Source organism: Aliiroseovarius sp. S253, from assembly GCF_049800855.1.
Classification (GTDB): Bacteria; Pseudomonadota; Alphaproteobacteria; order Rhodobacterales; family Rhodobacteraceae; genus Aliiroseovarius.
This window is the reverse complement of sequence record NZ_JBNAFW010000002.1, coordinates 130650-150724: the sequence shown is the minus strand read 5'-3', so window position 1 is coordinate 150724 and position 20075 is coordinate 130650. Positions and strand designations below refer to the sequence as shown.

The 20075-nt window shown below is 55.3% G+C and carries 15 protein-coding genes; 9 read left to right on the top strand and 6 right to left on the bottom strand.

Annotation, left to right across the window (positions count from 1 at the left end):
- Positions 1-81 precede the first annotated feature (81 nt).
- On the bottom strand, positions 82-3603 hold the full coding sequence (locus ACP15F_RS12215) for a calcium-binding protein (RefSeq protein ID WP_424941108.1): 3522 nt from the start codon (positions 3601-3603) through the stop codon (positions 82-84).
- A gap of 250 nt (positions 3604-3853) precedes the next feature.
- Between ACP15F_RS12215 and ACP15F_RS12210 the strand changes: the two genes are divergently transcribed.
- From ACP15F_RS12210 to ACP15F_RS12200, 3 genes are all read left to right on the top strand, one after another.
- A complete protein-coding gene (locus ACP15F_RS12210) occupies positions 3854-5359 on the top strand; it encodes a M10 family metallopeptidase (RefSeq protein ID WP_424941107.1) in 1506 nt (501 codons plus the stop codon).
- A 154-nt stretch (positions 5360-5513) separates the two neighbouring features.
- Positions 5514-6659 carry a UDP-galactopyranose mutase gene (gene glf, locus ACP15F_RS12205; RefSeq protein WP_424941106.1) on the top strand — a complete coding sequence of 382 codons (1146 nt, stop codon included), beginning with the start codon at positions 5514-5516 and terminating at the stop codon, positions 6657-6659.
- 10 nt (positions 6660-6669) lie between these two features.
- Complete coding sequence (locus tag ACP15F_RS12200) at positions 6670-7773, top strand: hypothetical protein (protein ID WP_424941105.1); 1104 nt, start codon at positions 6670-6672, stop codon at positions 7771-7773.
- Position 7774: 1 nt separating this feature from the next.
- Here ACP15F_RS12200 and ACP15F_RS12195 read toward each other — a convergent pair whose 3' ends face one another.
- Positions 7775-8758 (bottom strand): glycosyltransferase, encoded by a 984-nt coding sequence (locus ACP15F_RS12195; RefSeq protein WP_424941104.1) that lies wholly within the window; start codon positions 8756-8758, stop codon positions 7775-7777.
- A 216-nt stretch (positions 8759-8974) separates the two neighbouring features.
- Here ACP15F_RS12195 and ACP15F_RS12190 point away from each other — a divergent pair, with 216 nt between their 5' ends.
- From ACP15F_RS12190 to ACP15F_RS12180, 3 genes are all read left to right on the top strand, one after another.
- Entirely contained in the window at positions 8975-9931 is a 957-nt protein-coding gene (locus tag ACP15F_RS12190) for an NAD-dependent epimerase/dehydratase family protein (RefSeq protein ID WP_424941103.1), read from the top strand.
- An 87-nt stretch (positions 9932-10018) separates the two neighbouring features.
- Entirely contained in the window at positions 10019-11176 is a 1158-nt protein-coding gene (locus ACP15F_RS12185) for an NAD-dependent epimerase/dehydratase family protein (RefSeq protein WP_424941102.1), read from the top strand.
- Positions 11177-11248: 72 nt separating this feature from the next.
- Entirely contained in the window at positions 11249-11989 is a 741-nt protein-coding gene (locus ACP15F_RS12180; protein ID WP_424941101.1) for a phosphoadenylyl-sulfate reductase, read from the top strand.
- A 7-nt stretch (positions 11990-11996) separates the two neighbouring features.
- Here ACP15F_RS12180 and ACP15F_RS12175 read toward each other — a convergent pair whose 3' ends face one another.
- The 4 genes from ACP15F_RS12175 to ACP15F_RS12160 form a co-directional block, all read right to left on the bottom strand.
- Positions 11997-12692 carry a sulfotransferase gene (locus ACP15F_RS12175; RefSeq protein ID WP_424941100.1) on the bottom strand — a complete coding sequence of 232 codons (696 nt, stop codon included), beginning with the start codon at positions 12690-12692 and terminating at the stop codon, positions 11997-11999.
- A 4-nt stretch (positions 12693-12696) separates the two neighbouring features.
- A complete protein-coding gene (locus ACP15F_RS12170) occupies positions 12697-14526 on the bottom strand; it encodes a DUF4422 domain-containing protein (RefSeq protein WP_424941099.1) in 1830 nt (609 codons plus the stop codon).
- A gap of 58 nt (positions 14527-14584) precedes the next feature.
- The gene (locus ACP15F_RS12165) at positions 14585-15526 is read right to left on the bottom strand and encodes a hypothetical protein (RefSeq protein ID WP_424941098.1); all 942 of its coding nucleotides are present in this window, start codon (positions 15524-15526) and stop codon (positions 14585-14587) included.
- A 209-nt stretch (positions 15527-15735) separates the two neighbouring features.
- Positions 15736-16488: an ABC transporter permease gene (locus ACP15F_RS12160; protein WP_424941097.1), complete on the bottom strand. Its 753-nt coding sequence runs from the start codon at positions 16486-16488 to the stop codon at positions 15736-15738.
- 130 nt (positions 16489-16618) lie between these two features.
- On the opposite strand from ACP15F_RS12160, the gene ACP15F_RS12155 reads away from it, so the two are divergent.
- The 3 genes from ACP15F_RS12155 (at position 16619) to ACP15F_RS12145 (ending at position 19805) form a co-directional block, all read left to right on the top strand.
- Complete coding sequence (locus tag ACP15F_RS12155) at positions 16619-17884, top strand: sugar transporter (RefSeq protein WP_424941096.1); 1266 nt, start codon at positions 16619-16621, stop codon at positions 17882-17884.
- A 9-nt stretch (positions 17885-17893) separates the two neighbouring features.
- The gene (locus ACP15F_RS12150; protein WP_424941095.1) at positions 17894-18547 is read left to right on the top strand and encodes an ABC transporter ATP-binding protein; all 654 of its coding nucleotides are present in this window, start codon (positions 17894-17896) and stop codon (positions 18545-18547) included.
- Positions 18548-18704: 157 nt separating this feature from the next.
- Positions 18705-19805 carry a polysaccharide biosynthesis/export family protein gene (locus ACP15F_RS12145; protein WP_424941094.1) on the top strand — a complete coding sequence of 367 codons (1101 nt, stop codon included), beginning with the start codon at positions 18705-18707 and terminating at the stop codon, positions 19803-19805.
- Positions 19806-20075 lie beyond the last annotated feature (270 nt).

Here is a 20075-nt window from a genome sequence, read left to right as displayed (position 1 = left end):
CCGAGTGATTGGTGAAAATAATTAACGCCATCACACGCCACCGAACGTTGCATCGCAGCGAGCCCCCCCCTGAAGTGAGCCCTAGTAGTAGTCGATATTGTCATAGAGCTGCGAGAGACTCGAAACCCCGTCGACAACAAGTTTGTCCCCATCGCCAAAGTCGAACACGGCCTTGCCGCGCTTGATATCGGCGTATTTCAGGATTTGCTTCACTGACTTGTGGCCACCGCCCCACAGCTCGCTATCGAACAAGATCTTTTCCCGCTTGTGGTTGAAGTCGCGGATGCGATCCGCACCGTCATTGAAAAGAAACGTGTCGCGCCCTCGGCCTCCGAACATCACATCCCGTCCGCCGCCGCCGTCAATCACGTCATTGCCGCTTCCACCGCGTAGGACGTCGCGCCCCCAACCACCAGACAGATTGTCGTACCCAGTGCTGCCGTACAGCTTGTCATTTCCTCGCCCGCCAGTCAGGTGATCCCGTCCGCTACCTCCGTAGAGGCTGTCATTGCCGTCGGCCCCAGCAAGGGTGTCCGCACCGCCACGGCCGACTAGTCTGTTGTTGGCCTCGTCACCGATGAACCTGTCATTGTAGTTGGTTCCCCACAGCACCTCGACATTAGCAAACTGATCGCCTGCCATGCTGCCGCCCCCGGTGCCGTCTGTCAGATCCACCGTCGCGGCAGCGGTATTGGCACGCATGTCCAGCACATCCCGACCCGCGGAGCCATCAAACAGATCAGCACCGTCGCCTGCCAAGAAACGGTCATTGCCCTCGCCGCCGATCAACTGGTCGTTTCCGGCCCCACCATCGATGACATCGTTACCGCCGCCGCCCTCCAATACGTCATCAGCGGCGGCTCCGGTCAATTGATCGGAGCCAAGCCCACCTGAGATTCCCTCAATGGAATCAAATGTGTCCGCAGCTGTAGCCCCGGTGCGTTGCCCGGTGGCGAAATTGAAAATGAAGCCGTCCCGCGCATTGCTGTAATCCGCGATGTCGGTGCCCGATCCGCCGTACAACGTGTCCGCCCCCGCACCGCCAACCAGTCGGTCATTCCCATCTTGACCGTACAGCATATCGTCACCTGATCCCCCAAGGACCAAGTCGTTTCCGGTACCACCCCAAATACTGTCATTCCCACTACCGCCCAGCACGGTGTCATCTCCGCCATTTGCGCGGATCGCGTCATCTCCACCGTTGCCGAGGAGCGATTCACTGGCATCTGAACCGCCCAGATTGTCATCGAAATCTGTCGCAGTGATGACCTCGACCGAGGTGAATTGATCGCCTATTGTCCAGCCTGCCCGAAGGCCAGTTTTCAGATCCAGAACCAACGCGGATCCCAACCCCGAGTAATCCACTGTATCGATTCCGGCCCCACCGATAAACTGGTCTGCGCCCTCACCTCCGATCAGGATGTCATCGCCGTTGCCGCCATCCAGAATGTCGTCGCCATAGCCACCGATCAGAGTGTCATCACCGTCATTTCCCAACAGCTCGTCATCACCGTCCAGGCCGTACAAAATGTCGCCGCCACCCCCGCCTTCCAGCCGGTTTTCATCGTCATCTCCTGTGACATCATCGTCGTGGATGCTTCCAACAACGCCTTCGATACTGATCAACATATCTCCGTCTCCTCCGGTTCCGTTTAAAAGTGAAATGGTGATGGCTTGCGTGCTTAGGGCGAAGCTCACGCTGTCCAGCCCCGCACCGCCATCCAGTTGGTCCTGTCCTGCACCGCCGCACAGAATGTCGTCCCCATCGCCCCCGATCAGATGGTTGATCCCTGCGTCTCCGATCAGGATGTCGTCGAAGCTCGAGCCCAGTAAATTTTCTATGGAATCAAACTGTTCTCCTAAGGCGGCCATGTCCGTCTCGCCGGTGTAAAGATTCACAAGGACACCGGTGTTTGCTTCTGCATAGGACACGGTGTCGATCCCAGCCCCGCCATAGAAAAGGTCACCGCCGCCAGACCACTTCAGCACGTCGTCACCGGCCATTCCATGCAGGGTGTCGAAGCCGGCATTGCCTTCGATTGTGTCGTTTGCCGCGGTGCCGCTCACGGTCTCGGGGAAATAGTTGAAGCCGTTCGGTGGGCGATCCAACAACACGGTGTCTTTGGTTTGAAAATGAGAGGCGTTCAGCGTGCCCCCGCCCGCGCGATAGACGTGAAGGTCCTCGTCCTGATAGTTCAGGATCGCTCCCCAAGCGGTTGGTGTAATCTGAAGCTGGCTGGCGTCGTACAGCATGTGGTAGCCGCTCAAATCCAGCATATCCTGACCCGGATTGAAGTCCGTGATCGTGTCCAAGGTGTCGTCGCTGCACAGGATGAACAGATCTGACCCGGCCCCACCCGTCAGAGTGTCCGCACCGGCGCCGTCGCCGAGGATGTCACGTCCGCCAGCGCCGGACAGAGTGTCATCGCCATAGCCTCCAAGGATGGTGTCGCTGTCTGCGCCACCGGTAAGCGTGTCTCCGGAAATACCTCCCGTCAGCGTTATGCCAGTAGGGTCGGGGTCAATTGTGAAACGTGTGATCCCTTCCTCGGTCTCGCTGGTGGCGAAGACCACAATTTGCCCGTCCACAACCGCTGCTTCTAAGGCCGAGATGTTCTGAAGCGCCGTCGCATTTGTGTCCCAGACTGTGTCCAGATGCACCAGCGTCCCGTCGGGCAAAAGGGTGAACAGGGACAACCCGTCATCCGATCCCCCTGCGATGACATACAGGCGGTCCCCGACCTCGACCGTGGTCATTTCAGTCACGTCCGAAAATCGTGTGAACTTGTTGTCGATGACGTGGTCTACTGGTGTCAGCGTGCCTGTGTGATCGACTTCGAATACGGTTAGAGAGGAGCTTCCTGCGCTGGCCATGATGACAAAATTCTGCCCCCCGACCATGCCGGTCGCCAGTTTGGTCGGCGTGTCAACCGGCAGCACTGTGTCAGCCGAATGCTCGGAAACCAGCGTCGGGGTGCCCCCGGCGTCAAGCAGGTAACTGACGACACCGTCACCTGACGAAGACGCTGCAATCAGGACCTGATGCGTTCCGAAATCTAAGGTGTCAAAGTCGATCAGATCCGGTTCTGCTTGGTATCCCGGCAGACTGAAATTACCTTGCAAGATGAATTCGTTGTCGCTGTTGATCGTATAGTGGCAAAAGCCTGCGCCAGTCATGCTGGCGGCATAGATATGCGTACTGCCGGCAATCGTAGTTGTGTGCAGAGCAGACAGTAATCCCACCCCGTTTGGTCCCCATTGGAAGAGCGTTGGATCCGACAGCTTTGCACCGGGTTCCAGTGTTAGGCCGGCGATGCTCCAATCGCTTTGACCAAAGGCTAGCAAAACTGTCGTGCCGTTATGCGTAACGGTCTCGAGCACGGGGGTGGACGATGAAACCGCCCCGCCGCCTGTCCAAACCTGATCAGACAGCGTCAGCACGCCCCCTGCGCCAACGGTATAGATCATTGATCCGTTCGCGGATGCGCTGATCGATACAAGGCAGGCTTGGCCGCCTTGCCAGACGATCTGAAGATCCGAGATACCGGAATCGTACAGCTGACTGACACCAGAACTGGTGCCAGCGAAACTAAAAATGGTCACCCCAACCACCCTCGATTTTTTACCCACGCGTCAGAAGACGCCCTTCGAGTGTGTTGGCTTCGGGTTAATGACTGTTTATCGGCCGTCAGGAATTTGTTTAGGAATTGTTGGCAATTGAATCTATTTGGTTTTCTAGCAATTGCGCGCCATATTGCCCAATTGATGGCAATGCCATGTCGTCATGTTGCCTTAGTTCCCGTTCTAATTGTAGTTCCAGTTGAACCGGATGCCATATGGACCAAAAGTGGAGATGCCAGAGATGACAATGGCCATGCAAACCGCCAGTTTCGAATTTCCTCAGCAGGCACTTGCCCCGCAGAATTATACCTCGCAACCAAAATACGCGTCGAAACCGTATGGAGATATCAGCGATTTCGTTAAGCAACTCACTGTGGATTTTTCGAACTATTTCGGAGAGCCTGTGAATGCGTCGTTTGACCTGCGTCCGGGGCGGGTCCTTACCTATAACGTTTCGAACCTGTCAAAGGCTGGAAAGTGGTTTGCGAAGAAAGCCTTGTCCGCGTGGTCCGCCGCGACTGGGATAACTTTCAAGCACGTCAAGGCAAGCAGCGCAGACATCAAGTTTGTCCAAGGTGATAAATCCGGCGCTTATGCTGTTACCAAGTTCAACTCCGATGGCGATATCGTTAAGGCCAAGGTGAATATCCCAACATCGTGGTACAAAGGCGAGGCATACGATCTAAGCAGCTATGGCTATCAGACCTTCCTGCACGAAATCGGTCATGCGCTGGGGTTGGGCCATGCCGGGAACTATAATGGCTCGGGTGGGTTTGCCGGGGACGCACGGTTCTCGAATGACAGCTGGCAGATGACGGTCATGTCCTATTTCTCGCAAACCGAGAACCCGAATGTTACCGGTTCCTTTGCATATATCTTGACGCCGATGCCTGCGGATTTGGCCGCCATCCACAAGCTGTATGGCGTGCCCTCCGGAGGGGGGCAGGTAAATGCGGCCGACACCATCTGGGGCTTTGGTTCGAATGCCAAGGGGCCGGCAAGGGACTTCGTAAAGGCCAAGCCTGTCAGCGCCATGACGATTTTTGACCAGGGCGGCGACGATGTTATGGACTTCTCGAAGTCAGGCAGAAATCAGAAAATCGATCTTAATCCCGGTGCTTTCTCAAATGTCCTTGGAAAAACCAAGAACATCCAAATTGAAAACAGCACTTGGATTGAGAGTGCCAAGACCGGTAGGGGCAAGGACAAGCTTTATGGCAACGAGCTTGATAATGATCTGCACAGCGGCGGCGGCGCAGATATCGTTTTCGGTCGTTTGGGGAATGATAACATTTATGGGCAAACCGGGAATGACAAGCTGAATGGCGGTGCAGGAAACGACAACCTCTATGGTTCTAGCGGTGGTGACACGCTGAATGGTAACGACGGAAGCGACGTTCTGCGGGGCGGATCCGGGAATGATACCTTGCTAGGCGGCACTGGCGTTGATCGCCTTGAAGGCGGAGTTGGAAGCGACGTCTTGACTGGTGGCGATGATGCCGATGTTTTTGTGTTCAATGCCGGAAATGACTCGATCACCGATTTCGACAGCGCTGAAGGTGATACGATTGAAATCGACGCAAGCCTTGTGGCTGTTACCGATGCGACGCAGCTCTTGACGAACAATGCCGCGATCGTAAACGGAAACACAGTCATCACTTTTAGCAATGGTGATACTCTGACGGTTGAAGGTGTTGTCACTGCTCTGGACCTTGTCGACGACATCTCGTTCATCTGATCCTACAGTGTTTTGGCAAAGGGGCTGGCTGCATGTCGCGGCTGGCCCCTATGCATATGCGCGTCACTGAAAACGATCTCTGTTTCTCCATTCTCGTTTGCCAAGAAAGCCGTGATGTGGAACAACGCCGTGGATATTTAGGTTGGAGATTGCGATGAACATCTTACTTGTCGGAGCAGGTCTGAGCGGCGCTGTCATTGGGCGCGAGCTGGCCGAAGACGGGCATCAGGTCACCATCGTTGAAAGCCGCGATCACATCGCAGGCAATTGTCACACCGAACGGGACGGCGAAACCGGGATCATGGTTCATGTCTATGGGCCGCATATCTTCCATACGGATGACGGGCAGGTTTGGGACTATGTGAACCGTCACGCCAATTTCCTGCCGTTCAAAAACCGCGTAAAGACGACCTCGAAGGGCACGGTGTTTTCGCTGCCGATCAACCTGCATACGATCAACCAATTCTTTGGTCGCTCCATGCGCCCCGACGAGGCGCTGGAGTTCATTACCAGCGAACAGGCCGACACTTCGATCGAGGATCCCGAGACCTTCGAGGAACAAGCCCTGCGGTTTGTCGGTAAGGATCTGTATGAGGCCTTCTTCAAAGGCTACACGATCAAGCAATGGGGTATGCAGCCGTCCGAACTACCCGCCAGCATCCTCAAGCGCCTGCCGGTGCGCTTCAATTACGATGACAACTACTTCTTCCACAAGTTCCAAGGCATGCCAGAAGACGGCTATACGGCCATGGTCGAGAAGATCTTGGATCATCCATCCATTACCGTCCATCTAAACACGCGCTTCACCCGCGATCAGGCCGATCAATACGACCACGTATTTTATTCCGGTCCGCTGGATGGGTACTTTGATTTCGAACTGGGGCGCCTTGGCTATCGCACGCTGGACTTCGAACGCTTCACCTATGAGGGCGATTATCAGGGCTGTGCCGTGATGAACTATGGTGAAGAGGACATCCCCTTCACCCGCATCACCGAACACAAGTATTTCAGCCCGTGGGAAGAGCATGAAGGCTCGGTCTGCTATCGCGAGTTTTCGCGCGCTTGTGGCCCAGATGATATTCCGTATTACCCGATCCGTCAGGTGGATGAAAAAGCCTTGCTGGCAGACTATGTCGAGCTGGCCGAGACCACCAAGGGCGTGACCTTCGTAGGCCGACTGGGCACCTATCGTTACCTCGACATGGACGTCACCATCCGCGAAGCGCTAGACACCGCTGATATGTTCCGCAAATCTGTTGCAGATGGGGCGGACATGCCGACCTTCGCCGTAGCACCCTAAGGATCGACACATGACAAAGCTGATCCTTCACGTCGGGCTAGGTAAGACCGGGACAACTGCGTTTCAGGATGCCATTCGGGACAGTTTTGAACCGTTGAGAGAGGCAGGCTTCCTGTGTGCCGGACCGCGGCTCAAATTTGCGGTCCCCGAAGGAGAAGAGCTCGAGGCGCAGTATCTGGCAGGTGAGCCAGAACATCTTGCCTCTGCGTTGGCCTCTTTGGAAAAAGCCGCAGCAAGTAACCCTGACGTCACGACCGTCATCTGGTCGAATGAAACCATAGGTATGGCTCCGGATCTGCCCGCTGTTGTGCAGGTTATCGAACGTTTCATCGACAACTCTAGCCTCTTTAAGTCGCTTGAGATTGCAATCTGTTTGCGTCGGCAGGACGATTGGGTCGAAAGCGCTTATCGCCAATGGGGGTTGAAGCACAAAATGATGCAGTCACGCGGGATCGAAGCACCCGAGGACTGGCTGGATCGCAACTGGGATGCCTTGGACTATCTCGGCCTGTATCGTATCTGGGCCGCGTTAGGGGCGGATCGTATCCGCGTTTTGACCTATGATGATATGCGCAAGGCAGGTGGTAGCGTACCCTTCCTGTGCAAGGTGTTTGAAATCCCAAGCAACCTTATTTTGACCGAGGCGATGGGTGAAAAGAACGTGTCTCTTGGACCCGCGCAAAGCTATTTGAACGCGCTTCACAATGGCACTCATGAAGGCCCGGTGCGACCGGTCGAGTTTGGCAAAGTGTTCCAAGCTTACGACCTACCCGAGCTGGACGACAAGAACAGCAGTTTTGTATCGACCGAGTTGCGTCAGAAAGTTCTGGATCGCTGTGTCGCTGACAATGACGAACTTGCGAAACTGGCCCTCGGGCGCGACAAGCTGTTTGGTGATTTTCCGGTGGGTGGCGGCACTCTTTATAAAAACGGCAATCAGGACGCGCTGTTTTATCTTAGCCGGATTGTGGGTGAGCAGCAGAAGCTGATCGACGATCTATCGGATCAACTGACCAACGAGCACGCAAGACGGCTTCGCGATCTTGAACGCCCTTTTTATCAGTTGCGCAAGCTGCGCCGACGTCTACGAGAGAAGTTCGGGTTGGACGACTAGATCAGCCCTGGAGCTTTGTCATTTCCATGACTTCAGGGTGCGACCGCGTGGTGCGGTGACGCAGCCCGTCTGACACCGCTGCACGCCGCAGCGCCTCATAGGCCGCTTTGTCATCGCCATAGCGGCTGGCGGCCCGTTTCCACGCAAACAGCAGAATCGGAAGAAGTGCCCAGAACAAGATGCCAGCGGCACGTCGATACATGATCAGCCCGTTGCGATAGGCATAGTAGACTTTCCACAGTGGCTTATAGGTCTTCTTTTCGTCCTTCTGAAAGGTCGAGCAGTCATGCACGAAGCGCACGGACGGATCGAAGTTGATCTTGAAGCCACGTTTGCGCAGGCCCAGCGTGTAAATCACGTCATCGCCATAGATGAACAGCCCCGGGTCGGGCAGCCCCACTGTGTGCAGCATCTTTTTCGAAATGAAGAGCCCGACGAATGACGTAAGGTCGATGGGGGTAGGGGCGTTGGCCTCATAGGCGCTGGGCGGGATGTGATAGCCGTCACGCCGTTTGACCAACGTGCGCAGGAAAGTGCGGGGCGACCAGAACGGGTTTACCGACGGGCGGTTCATTTCGCAGATGCGCCCATCAGGATAGTAAACCGCCGCCGCAACTGCTGTGTCATCAGGGCGCTGTACCGACATGAAGTTGTCCAACATACCCGGCTCGGGCCATGCGTCGTCATCCATCACCACATACCAATCGGCCTGATGCTGGGTCAGAGCGTGGCGCAGCCCTTGCTCGAACCCGCCTGCACCACCGCGATTGGTTGCACTCGTCAGGATGTCCAGCCGCGGATCATCTTGCGTGGACAGCCAATTCGCTGTGCTATCGGTGCTGGCATTGTTCACCACCACGATCGAGGCCAACCCGGCAGGCGAGTTCTTCAGCAGGTTCGACAGCGTCAGCTTCAGCTTGTCCAGTCGGTTAAATGTCACGACAACAGCAACCAAGTTGCCATTCTGGCCGGCATTATCGTGCATTTTCAAAACCTTGATCTTGTGTGGGCGCGCACGCCGTTCGCCGTGGGTTTTCCCCTTTATTTACAGGGCTTGTCAATGCTCTTCCCTCAGCCCCGATCGGCTCAAGGTGCCAAAGGGGAACAGTGGCCCGTTTTGGCGCTCCAAGGTTTGACCTTTGGGGCAGGGGGCTTTAGGTGAACGGGCAACAAATGCAGATATTTTACCGGGCAAACAGACATGAAAAATTCAACTTCGCTGGTGCTGATCGGAGGCTTTGGCTTCGTGGGACGCAACATTCTGGATGTGATCGCACAGGACGGTCAGTTCGACGGTCTGGAACCCATGGTAATCGATGACCTGTCCAACGCTGTGCCAGGGCACGAAGCCTTGGACCTGCCCAGCTTTGCAGGCGGCTATGAAGACGCTGGCGCAATCGATTTTCTCGAAGTGCAGAAATCCGAAGACAGTGGCCGCATTTTCGTCTTTCTGGCCGGGGAGACCCGCGTTGCAGAATCGAAAGACCGCCCTCTGGACTTCATCGACGCCAACATCGCTAACCCTTCGAAATTCGTGATGGAGGCCGTCCAGCCCGGCGACCACTTCATCCTGATCTCGACCGCTGGCGCGCTGTTTGATGGCACTTTCGAAGTGCAAACCACGTCGGCCTATTGCCCCAAGAATTTCTATGGCGCGACCAAAGCGGCCGAGGAAATGATCCTTGAGAAGCTCGTCGAGCTGCGCGGCGGCACCTTCTCGGTCATTCGGATGACCAACGTCTATGGCCGCTTCTCGGATAAGAAGAAAAGCGCCATCCACGCCTTCACGCGCGCCGTCGTCGAAGGCGGCGAGGTGTTCATCAATGGCGATGGTAAGCAGTCGCGCGACTTCATCTATGCCGGGGACGTGGGTCGCGGGATTGCCACCCAAGCCAAGCGCGTCCGCGAGGGCGAGGCCTATGACCGCGTGAATATGCTGGGTGCAGGCGTCTCGACCACCCTGATGGATGTGGTGAGTGCTATCGAAGCCGCCAGTGGCGACAAATTGAACTATACCAAGATCCCTGCCGAAGACCTTCTAAAGACCGAGCCGCGCGACGTGATCGCCTCGGCAGAGGATGTGAAGGTGCTTTTGGGTGATCAAATCACCGATTTTGCTGACGGGATTCGCGAAACCTATACCTACTATTCGCGCTAGGCTGTCGCAGCCTCGCGGATAGTGGTTTTCCTTTGATAGAAACGGGTCTATAGCTCGTTCCAACCTAATTATAACGGGTAGAGAAACATGAAAGTAATCATTCTAGGTGGTGACGGATTTTGCGGCTGGCCGAACGCCCTGTACCTGTCCAACCGTGGCCACGATGTCATTATCGTCGACAACCTGTCGCGCCGCGAGATTGACCTTGAGCTTGAAGTAGACAGCCTGACCCCGATCCGTCCGATCGGAGAGCGCATCCGCGTCTGGAAAGAGCTGACCGGCAAGGACATTCAGTTCCACAACTTCACTGTGGGCGAGCACTATCACCGCCTGCTGACGCTGATCAAAGAAGAAAAGCCGGATGCAATCATCCACTTCGCTGAACAGCGCGCCGCCCCCTATTCGATGAAATCCGCAGCGCACAAGCGCTATACGGTTTCGAACAACCTGAACGCCACCAACGACGTTCTGGCAGCTGTAGTCGAAAGCGGTCTGGACGTTCACCTGATCCACCTTGGCACCATGGGCGTCTACGGTTACGGCACTGCTGGCATGAAGATCCCCGAAGGCTATCTGAAGGTGAAGGTTGATACCCCCGAGGGCGAGACCGAGACCGAGATCCTGTACCCGACCAACCCGGGTTCGATCTATCACATGACGAAAAGTCAGGACCAACTGCTGTTCGCCTTCTACAACAAGAACGATGACGTGAAGGTCACCGACCTGCACCAAGGCATCGTGTGGGGCACGCAGACGGCTGAGACCAAGATGGACGAACGTCTGATCAACCGTTTCGACTATGACGGCGACTATGGCACGGTTCTGAACCGTTTCATCATGCAGGCGGCTGTGGAATACCCGATGACGGTGCACGGCACCGGTGGCCAGACCCGCGCCTTCATCCACATTCAGGACACCTGCCGCTGCATCGAACTGGCGCTGGAAAACCCGCCGCAATCGGGCGAGCGTGTGAACATTCTGAACCAGATGACCGAAACGCACCGCGTGCGTGATCTGGCCAAGATGATCCACGACATGATGGGCGCCGAGATCGCCTATCTGGAAAACCCGCGCAACGAAGCAGCCGAAAACGAACTGCATGTTGCCAACGACCGTTTCCTGGGTCTGGGCCTTGAGCCGATCAAGCTGGAAGGTGGCTTGATGGACGAAGTCAAAGAGATCGCCGAGAAATACGCCGATCGCTGCGATACGACCAAGATCCCCTGCGTCTCGCTCTGGAAATAAAGCTTACTGGGGCCGCTGCCATGAAGGTAGCGGCCCCAACTCTCTTGTCCTCCAGACACCAAAGGCAGGTACATGCACGCTCTGGAAACAAATGCACGCATCGAGCTGCGTGAAAAAGCGCAGGGTCTGACGGAAAGTTATGACCAATTCCCTGCCGAAGATGTTCTGAAACACGCGATCAAGACGCACTTTCCCGGCCGAATTGGGCTTGTATCGTCCTTCGGGACCGAGGCCGCAGTGCTTTTGCACATGGTCTCGCGGATTGATCCCTATGTGCCTGTGATCTTTCTGGAAACAGGCATGCATTTTCCAGAAACGCTTCAGTACCGAGAGGATCTGGTGGCACGTCTTGGCCTGTGCAACATCCAGACAGTTCGCCCGCGACCTGCCAGTGTGAAGGCCGATGATCCAGAAGGCTTGTTGCACCAGACGAACACCGATCTGTGCTGCCACGTGCGCAAGACGCTGCCGATGCTGGCGGCGCTGCGTGGCTTGGACTGCTGGATCACCGGGCGCAAACGTGGGCAGGCTGCAACGCGGTCCGAGCTTGAGCTGTTCGAGACACAGGATCGTTGGTTAAAGGTCAACCCGCTGCTGAACTGGACCGCAGAAGACGTGGCCACATACTATGAGACGCATGAACTGCCCGACCACCCGTTGAAAGAACGCGGTTATCTGTCCGTGGGCTGCCTTCCCTGCACGCGCGCCGTGAAACCCGGCGAAGACGCCCGCGCCGGGCGCTGGGCGGATAGTGAAAAGACCGAATGCGGCATTCACTTTGTCGATGGCAAAATGGTGCGGGGCGGCGACTGAGGCTAGCTTAGTTTTTCGCCGCGTTCGTGTGCGGGAACGCATCTTTCGGTTCTGGCACATCATAAAACTTTGCTAGCGCTGAATAGCTTTTCAGGTCGCTCCACTGAAGCTCAAGGCAATGCTCGGGGAAGGTATCTGCCAATGCGCGGAACGCGTCGTGATGGCGCTTCCAGAACTTTAGCCGATTGGCGATACGCACTTCTGGCTCCGTTTCCCACACCTCGTGATTTCGATAGATTTCGGGATGCGACGTTTCCCATTTACGAACGCTTTCCAGCCAACCTTCTGAATCTCGGTTAACCCAGATGAACCGGGCTTCGGGGGCGATGATCTTGCGGATGAACGGATGCAGATGTGTGTGCCCCATCGGTGCATCGTGAAAGATGTCATGGCGTGCGGCTTTGGCCACCAGCGGTTTGAAGTGCTCCAGAATCTTGCCTTTTTCCGCAGCTTCGAAGCTGCGGAAATCCTGCACGTTTCGTGTCTGCTTGCGATAGTGGCGCAAGGTGGGTTTAAGCGCCTTCATCAGCGCCCCATCATGCGGCATTTCGCTGTGTCCGACCCCCAAAGCAATCAGCGACTTACCGACCGAGGTCGACCCAGTTTTATAGGGTGACGCGATGATGTGTACTGGCCCATCGATTTGTGTCGGTGACGGGCCCGTCATCAAGCGGCTGGCAAGGGATCTCAGAACCGTCTTCATGCAACTATCGGATCTTACGAATGGTGTTGTAGGTGATCAGAAGCGGGCGGTTCAGTGATGGATACTTCTGCCCCACAGCCTTCCCAGCCTCGACGATGCGTGTTTTGTCGAACAGCTTGCGTCGGCTGGCCGCCTGCAGGGTTGCCATTACTTCTCCGTAGTATGGCGTGTTGATCAGCGCCTGCCAGTAGAGTCCAGACTGTGGCACTGCCACCCCGTGCCACGGCTTATAGGCGCGGTCAGCATAGTGAATGATCCACGGATCACGACGCGCTTCCATCGCCTTGACGTGGTTGGGCGTGGGCACTTTCGAATACGCCGCATCAACCGAGTTGAACACGTTCCAGCGTCCGTCCAGCACATGCAGGTCATCCTTGAACGCTTTGTTCAGAATGTCCTGATCGCGGAACAGATAACGCCCGTTCTGCGCCTCGTGCAGCAGGTGGCGGCCAAGCGCGTTCAGGTCACCCATGGCTTTGAAGTTGAACAACAAAACGCCTGCGTTGAAGTAACGCGCGATCTGCTCGTCCGACATCTCTAACCGCTCGCGGTGATAGGTGGATAGGTCCGGTACATCTGGATCAATCGTGGGAATGGGGCCGGTCAGGGTACGGGTCATGATCCAATCCGGCACCGCGCCGATCTTGGCGTCGCCGATATCCGCGTCATACAGCTTGGCCACATCCGTTTTCAGTATGATGTCCACATCCAGATAGAGCAGGCGATCCAGCCCGGGCAGAAGGTTGAACAACAGGAACCGGTTATAGGTCGCGTTCGACGGTGCGCGACTGGACGACCGATAGCTGTCATCGAAATAATTACCGGTGTCGATTGCGTGTAGCGCAATGTTGGCGCGCTGAGACTTCAGCCAACCGTCAAAGATCTCGATATCATCCGCCTCGATTCCCGAATGCAGGAAGTAAAGCGCGATGGGGCGTTTGGGATCGGCATGTGCCAAAAGTGAACTCATCATCGCCGAAGCATGCGGCAGATAGTTCCGGTCCGCAGCAATCGCGAGGTTCATCACATCGGCAGCAGACTTGTCCTGTTGGGTCAGGTAAGGCGTCACGACCGCCTTCGACAGGTTCACGATCGCAGTCTCGCGGATGCGTGTGGACGGGTTGGTCTTCTGCTCATGGAGGATGAACGCCGTCATCAGGCGCTCGGCCAGGAAGCCAATATAGCGCGACTGATAAGGGCTGTAGTTGCTGCGATCGATGACCGTAGCGTCCACCTTCAGCAGGATATCAAACAGCCATGCACAATAGCGGTCAAAAACCTCGCGACGCATCAATGCGATGTTGCCAAGGCGCATGTCCATTGACTTAGCCGCCGTATTGAAAGCCTCCAGATACGCAGGATGATCTGTCGCGATCACGTCGCGCATCTTGTCGAAGTCTTCCTTGTGGTGTCCCGCCAGATAATTGTTTTCGACGCTGACACCCATTGCATGAAGGCGCGGCAGAACGATGTCCCAGTTGTCGAGCTCGGCCGCCATCCACGTCTCAGCGCGGCTAGTCCAGCTTTCGATATCAACCGCCCCCACATACGCCTCGGCCGGGCCGTCTTCGATCTCGCCTGCAACGTCCAGCAGGCGGCGATAGTGCATCAATCCAACGAAGTCGCTGTCACGGTCGTTCTTCCACGCCCAATACAGAGCCGTCAGTTCGCAGAAAGATCCGTTCTTATCCGAGATGTTGTCACCCGTATTGTCTACCAGCATGCCCGTCAAAGGAGTGCTCGCGAAGGCAGCTCCAACATGGATGGGCTTGATGCTTTCCGACGAAACCCGCGGCGAAAGCTTGTGATAGGCGGAATAAATCGAGACTTTCATAATACACCTTATCTGCGTCGCGGATTGTATAGGGGGGTTGGGCGCGACTCACAAGAAATCAAGCGGTCTGTGGGTGTAAGGACTCGGCGATCCACTGTTCAATTTCGGCTTCAGTGACGTTGTCATTTCCGACGTCTGGATAGCGGGACAGATCCGTGTCGAAATAGTAAGGGGCGTCGTTGTCTCCGAGCATTTCAGCGAGCCGCTGGTTGCTCTCTTGGAAGTGGTTCAGGAAAGCCTCGGCATCGGCGCGCGATGGCGTTAGCTTTTCGGTGTCCTCAATCCTTCTCAGAATCTTTCGGATGCTTCTCCCGTCTTCCTCTTTTGATCTTAGGTACAGGCCGGTCAGAAGCTTTTTACGCGGCCAAGCTGAATTTACGGCTGCACTCTGGTCGGGATCAGGCAAATCCAACAAGCGGAAGAAGTCCGCGATAGTATCTCCTTTGAAAAGAGCATCCCTTTCGAACTTCCGGACAATCAAGCTGTCTGCTCCGAACGCGTTGATCCACAACTGTAACTTCCGATCATAGCAAAAGTAATTGTCGAGCGCCGGCTTGTATCGGGGTAGTGCAGTGATCTCGGTCCCATAGAATTTCGATGTCGGAAAACGCATTACCGCCTGTTTTCTATGCGATAGCGCCAACGAATCCTGACGACGCAGATAGGCAACGATTCGGATATCATCGAACCGCCGTCGTATGATTTTGGCCAATTTTTCGATCTGCTGCTGGTTGTCGATCCAAAAAAAGTTCTCGATTGAAACAATGCAATCACCATCATGCGCGATCATACGTTTGAAGCGTCGATAATTGATCTCAGTTTTGAAGTTCTGTTTGGGTCCTTTAATCTGCACCAAGTTTTGACGGAAATGTTTTTTTGGTGGGGGGGTGAGGTAAGACCAATTGCTCAGCTGACCGTGATCATGTGCAGCTTGCAGTACGGTTTGAAGCGACGATGTGCCTGTTTTGTGTGAGCCGATATGTAAAATAAACTTTGGCATGCTCTTACCTCCAGTAAGACAAAAAGACAGTCTCGACTAACGACCCTGCGCGCTGAATTGCTAATATTGATCGCCCCGCTTCGTCAACGGAAACCCAGAGAGTTTCATTTCGTGTAGCGGTGCGAAATGCAAGCCTGATTTGCACGTCTTGATAGGAATGCACTCGGCTGAGGCATGTCCTGATTTTGGATCAGAGCGTGGTGTGTGGTCTACTTGTACAAAATATCGTCATGATATCGATTGAGCAGCGTCAATCCCAGCGACAACGTTCCCAGAGAGATGACAAAAACATAAATAAACGAGATATAGGTGGGGTCATAAGTGGCATAAACGCCCATGCGCATCTGACCGACCACGTGTACGATCGGGTTCCACCATAGAATATCCTGCACAAAGGCGGGCAGATCCTCGAAACTATACAGCACACACGAGATGATGAAGAGCGGGCGCATGAGCACCTTCCACAACTGACGCCACCAGTCGAAACGCCAGAATAGGAAGCAGTTCAGCGTTCCAATGCCAAGCCCCAGTGATATTGCCATCAGGAATGACATTCCCATTTGCGGGATGTTCAGGAAGACGAAGGATGGACTGATCAGCACCATCCCGCCGATCAGCATCGCACTGATCAGCATATGCGTGAGACTGTTCAGTAAAGTCCTTGCGATGATCGTGTCGATGAACGTGACACGCGGATATCCTAAAAGTGGTTTGGAGTATCTGATGGCGCTAGCTGTCTTGGCGCTGATTTGGCGAAACAAGCCCAGTGGTAGCATCCCGGTTGCATAATAAAGGGCGAAGCTGTCCCCGATTGAGGGAGATCGCAATGCCAACGAGAAAACAGCCGTCAAAAACGCGATGCCACTGATTGGTTCGATAAGGGCCCAGATATACCCTCCGGTCGACCGTCCATAAGTCGACGACATCTCGCGCAGCATAAGAGCTGCGATGGTGCGTCCCATCTTGAAACGTGTAGGGTCTGCGGTGTGTGTAGCTGGCATATGGATAATATCGAGTTGATTCGTCCTAAGAGGTATCCGATAACTGCCGCCAATGCATATGATTTGCAAAATGTTTTGCCGTGGATAGCCAATGACCCAGTCTTCAGAAGCGCCGAAGCCCAAGGCTGAAGCCAAAATCAACAAAGACGCTCACGCCTCTTCCACAGAGCTGGACGAGCTGGACGATGACGGTTGGGGCGATGACGAGCAAGGTGGCAAGGATCTTCCACCTCCGCGCCCTCCTGCAAAGCCAGCCCGCCGTCGCAAGCGGCACAGCATGATCCGTAGGTTCTTTGTGATCGGCGTTTTGGCGCCTATCCTGTTGGCAACTTTGTACCTCTATGTGATCGCCAAGGATCAGTACGCCTCCTATCTGGGGTTCTCGGTTCGCGCAGAAGATAGCGCCTCGCCGGTTGAGATGCTTGGCGGCATCACAGAACTAGCTGGTTCGTCCAGTGGTGCCGATACCGACGTATTGTTCGAGTTCATTCAAAGTCAGCGCATCGTCCGGCTTGTGGATGAAAAGCTCGACCTACGGAAAATGTACCACATGCCTTCGGATCCGGTATTTGGCATTGATCCTGATGTGACCATCGAAGGGCTTCAAAAGTTCTGGGGACGTGTCGTGAAAGTGTTCTACGACAGTGGCTCGGGCCTGATCGAGGTGCGCGTGACCGCCTTTGACCCGGATGATGCCAAGGCAGTTGCCGACGCGATCTATGACGAAAGCACCGTCATGATCAACAAACTGACGGCCGTCGCCCGCGATGACGCCACCAGCTATGCCCGAAGTGAGCTTGAAAAGGCGGTTGAGCGTCTCAGTAATGCCCGCGCCGCGATCCAGAAGTTCCGTCTGGAAACTCAAATTATCGATCCCGAGGCCGATATCGTAGGCCGTATGGGGCTTTTGAATTCTCTGCAGAACCAGTTGGCATCAGCGCAGATTGATCTGGACATCCTGATGCAGACCGCACGCGAAGGTGATCCGCGCCTTATTCAGGCGCGCCGCCGCGTCGACGTGATCGAACAGCGCTTGGCGAACGAACGTGATCGGTTCAGCGCAACGGACGGCACAGTAAACGGGGCCTATGCCAATCTGATCGGCGATTATGAGCGTCTCTCTGTAGACAAGCAGTTCGCCGAGCAAGCCTATCTGTCAGCGCTCGCTGGAGTAGATGCTGCTACCGCCGAAGCATCGCGGAAATCACGCTATCTGGCCGCCTATATCGAGCCGACCTTGGCTGAGAAGCCGCAATACCCGAGACGTCTGATCATTCTGGCCACTCTGGCCGGATTCCTGATCGGTATCTGGATCGTTGCGACCATGATCTACTATTCGATTCGCGACAGACGATAGGGCTGCTGCATGATCCGGATCCGTAACCTGCGCAAAGCCTATCGTCTGCATGGGCATACCAAGGTCGTGGCTGACAAAATCTCGGTTGATTTTGAGCCGGGTAAGGTGATCGGCCTGCTGGGGCGAAACGGGGCTGGGAAATCCAGTCTGCTGCGCATGGTGGCAGGAACGATGCGTCAGGACAGCGGCACCATCGACATAGATGGCACGGTAAGCTGGCCGGTCGGTTTCGCGGGCAGTTTCCACAAGGACCTGACCGGTGCGCAGAACACCAAGTTCTTAGCGCGAATCTATGGTGTGGATACTGAGGAACTGCGCGAGTATGTCGAAGACTTCGCAGAACTAGGGCAGCAGTTCTATTTACCGGTGCGCACTTATTCGTCGGGGATGCGGTCGCGTCTTGCTTTCGGTCTATCCATGGGGATCAAATTTGATGTCTATCTGGTCGACGAAGTGACATCGGTCGGAGACGCTGCCTTCCGCAAGAAAAGCATGCGCGTTTTCCGCGACCGGATGGAAAACAGTGGGGCGCTTTTGGTGACCCACAACCTGCGTGTGATTTCGAATGTATGCGATGCTGCCTGTGTCCTGGATGAAGGTCGTTTGACATATTTTGACGACGTCGAAGAGGCGGTCGCATTGCATCGAGAGATGACCGCCTAATCGGGTTTGGCTGCACACCTGCTACTGCAAATTGTGCACAGTTTAGAAATTACATCGAAATCTGCCTCTCGGCGCTTGAGAAATTACCGCTTCGTTACTAATGTGCGCGCAATTGGTTTGCTGCCTTGAACCACAAAGAAACCTGGGGGTTGCGCGTATGCGTTTTGTTTTAATTGCAGTTTCGGCCTTTATTCTGGCCAGCTGTGGCGCACCTCGCGGTGCGGCCATTCAATCTGAAATTGTGGGTGGAGATGCTGAAAGCAGATCTGATTTGGCTGTTTATAACGTGTCCAAAGCCACCCTGCCGGCAATTTCGCGCTGGCCTGCTCCGAACACCGATGGAAACTATTCGTGGCCCTCGCGCGGTGCGGCCGCAGCGGACAAGCCGATCAGGCCATTTGACCGCGTGGATGTGACCGTTTGGGATAGTGAAGAATCATCGCTTCTGTCGACCCCGAACCAGAACACGGTTCAGATGCAGAACATGCAGGTTTCTGCTGGTGGCACCATCTTCCTGCCCTTCGTAGGTACGGTTCACATCGCGGGCATGCCTCATTCCGCGGCACGCGCCCGAATTCAGCGCAAATATGTCGAGGTGATCCCCTCGGCTCAAGTGCAGCTGAATGTCACACAAGGAACACGCGGTACAGTTTCAGTCGTATCCGGCGTTGCCCGTCCAGGCCCAATAACGATGGATGATCCAAGCTTTACTGTCCTGAACGCCATTGCTTCGGCCGGTGGTCCTGACAAGAACCTTGATAATCCTGCCATCAAATTGATCCGAGGCAGCAAAACGTATCTGCGCCCGTTGGGGCAAGTGATGGCAAATGCCTCCTATGACACCTACCTCCAGCCCGGCGATAAGCTGGCTGTTGAAAGTGACCGCCGCTATTTCCGCTCGCTCGGCGCCGCGTCGAAAGAGGCGCTGATCCCCTTTGCGAAGTCCGAGATTTCGGCGCTGGATGCCATGTCGTTGATCGGCGGCCTGTCAGACGCCCGCGCGAACCCCAAAGGGATCTTGATCCTGCGCGAGTATCCTCAATCCGCCGTACGTCAGGACGATCGTGGCCCAGATAATGCCCGAAGCGTCTTTGTGATCGACCTTACATCTGCAGACGGACTGTTCAGCGCGGGTAAGTTCAAGATCCACAGCAAGGACACGGTTCTTGTCACAGAAAGCTCTGTAGCCGCGGCCAGTACCCTGGTTGGGCTGCTGCGTCAGCTGACTGGCATCGCCTTGAATGTAGACAAGTTCTAGGCGACGCGTAGCAGGTTTGAAAGCCTCTAGGCTCGTGCCAAACGCTCGGTTTAAATGACGCCTGATACGAACGCCCTCGCAGGAAACTGCGGGGGCGTTGTGGCTTCGGTTCCCAGATGAACTGCGATTGATCATCGACAGATGCGTTTAATCTTGTCCGCTGAAGCTCGCTCTAGAACTGGACGCGCGGAACAAGTTCAGCCGACGAACAGTGACGAGCTGTCCTTTTTGGAACCCCAAATGATCATGCCAAGGGATCAGCCATTCACT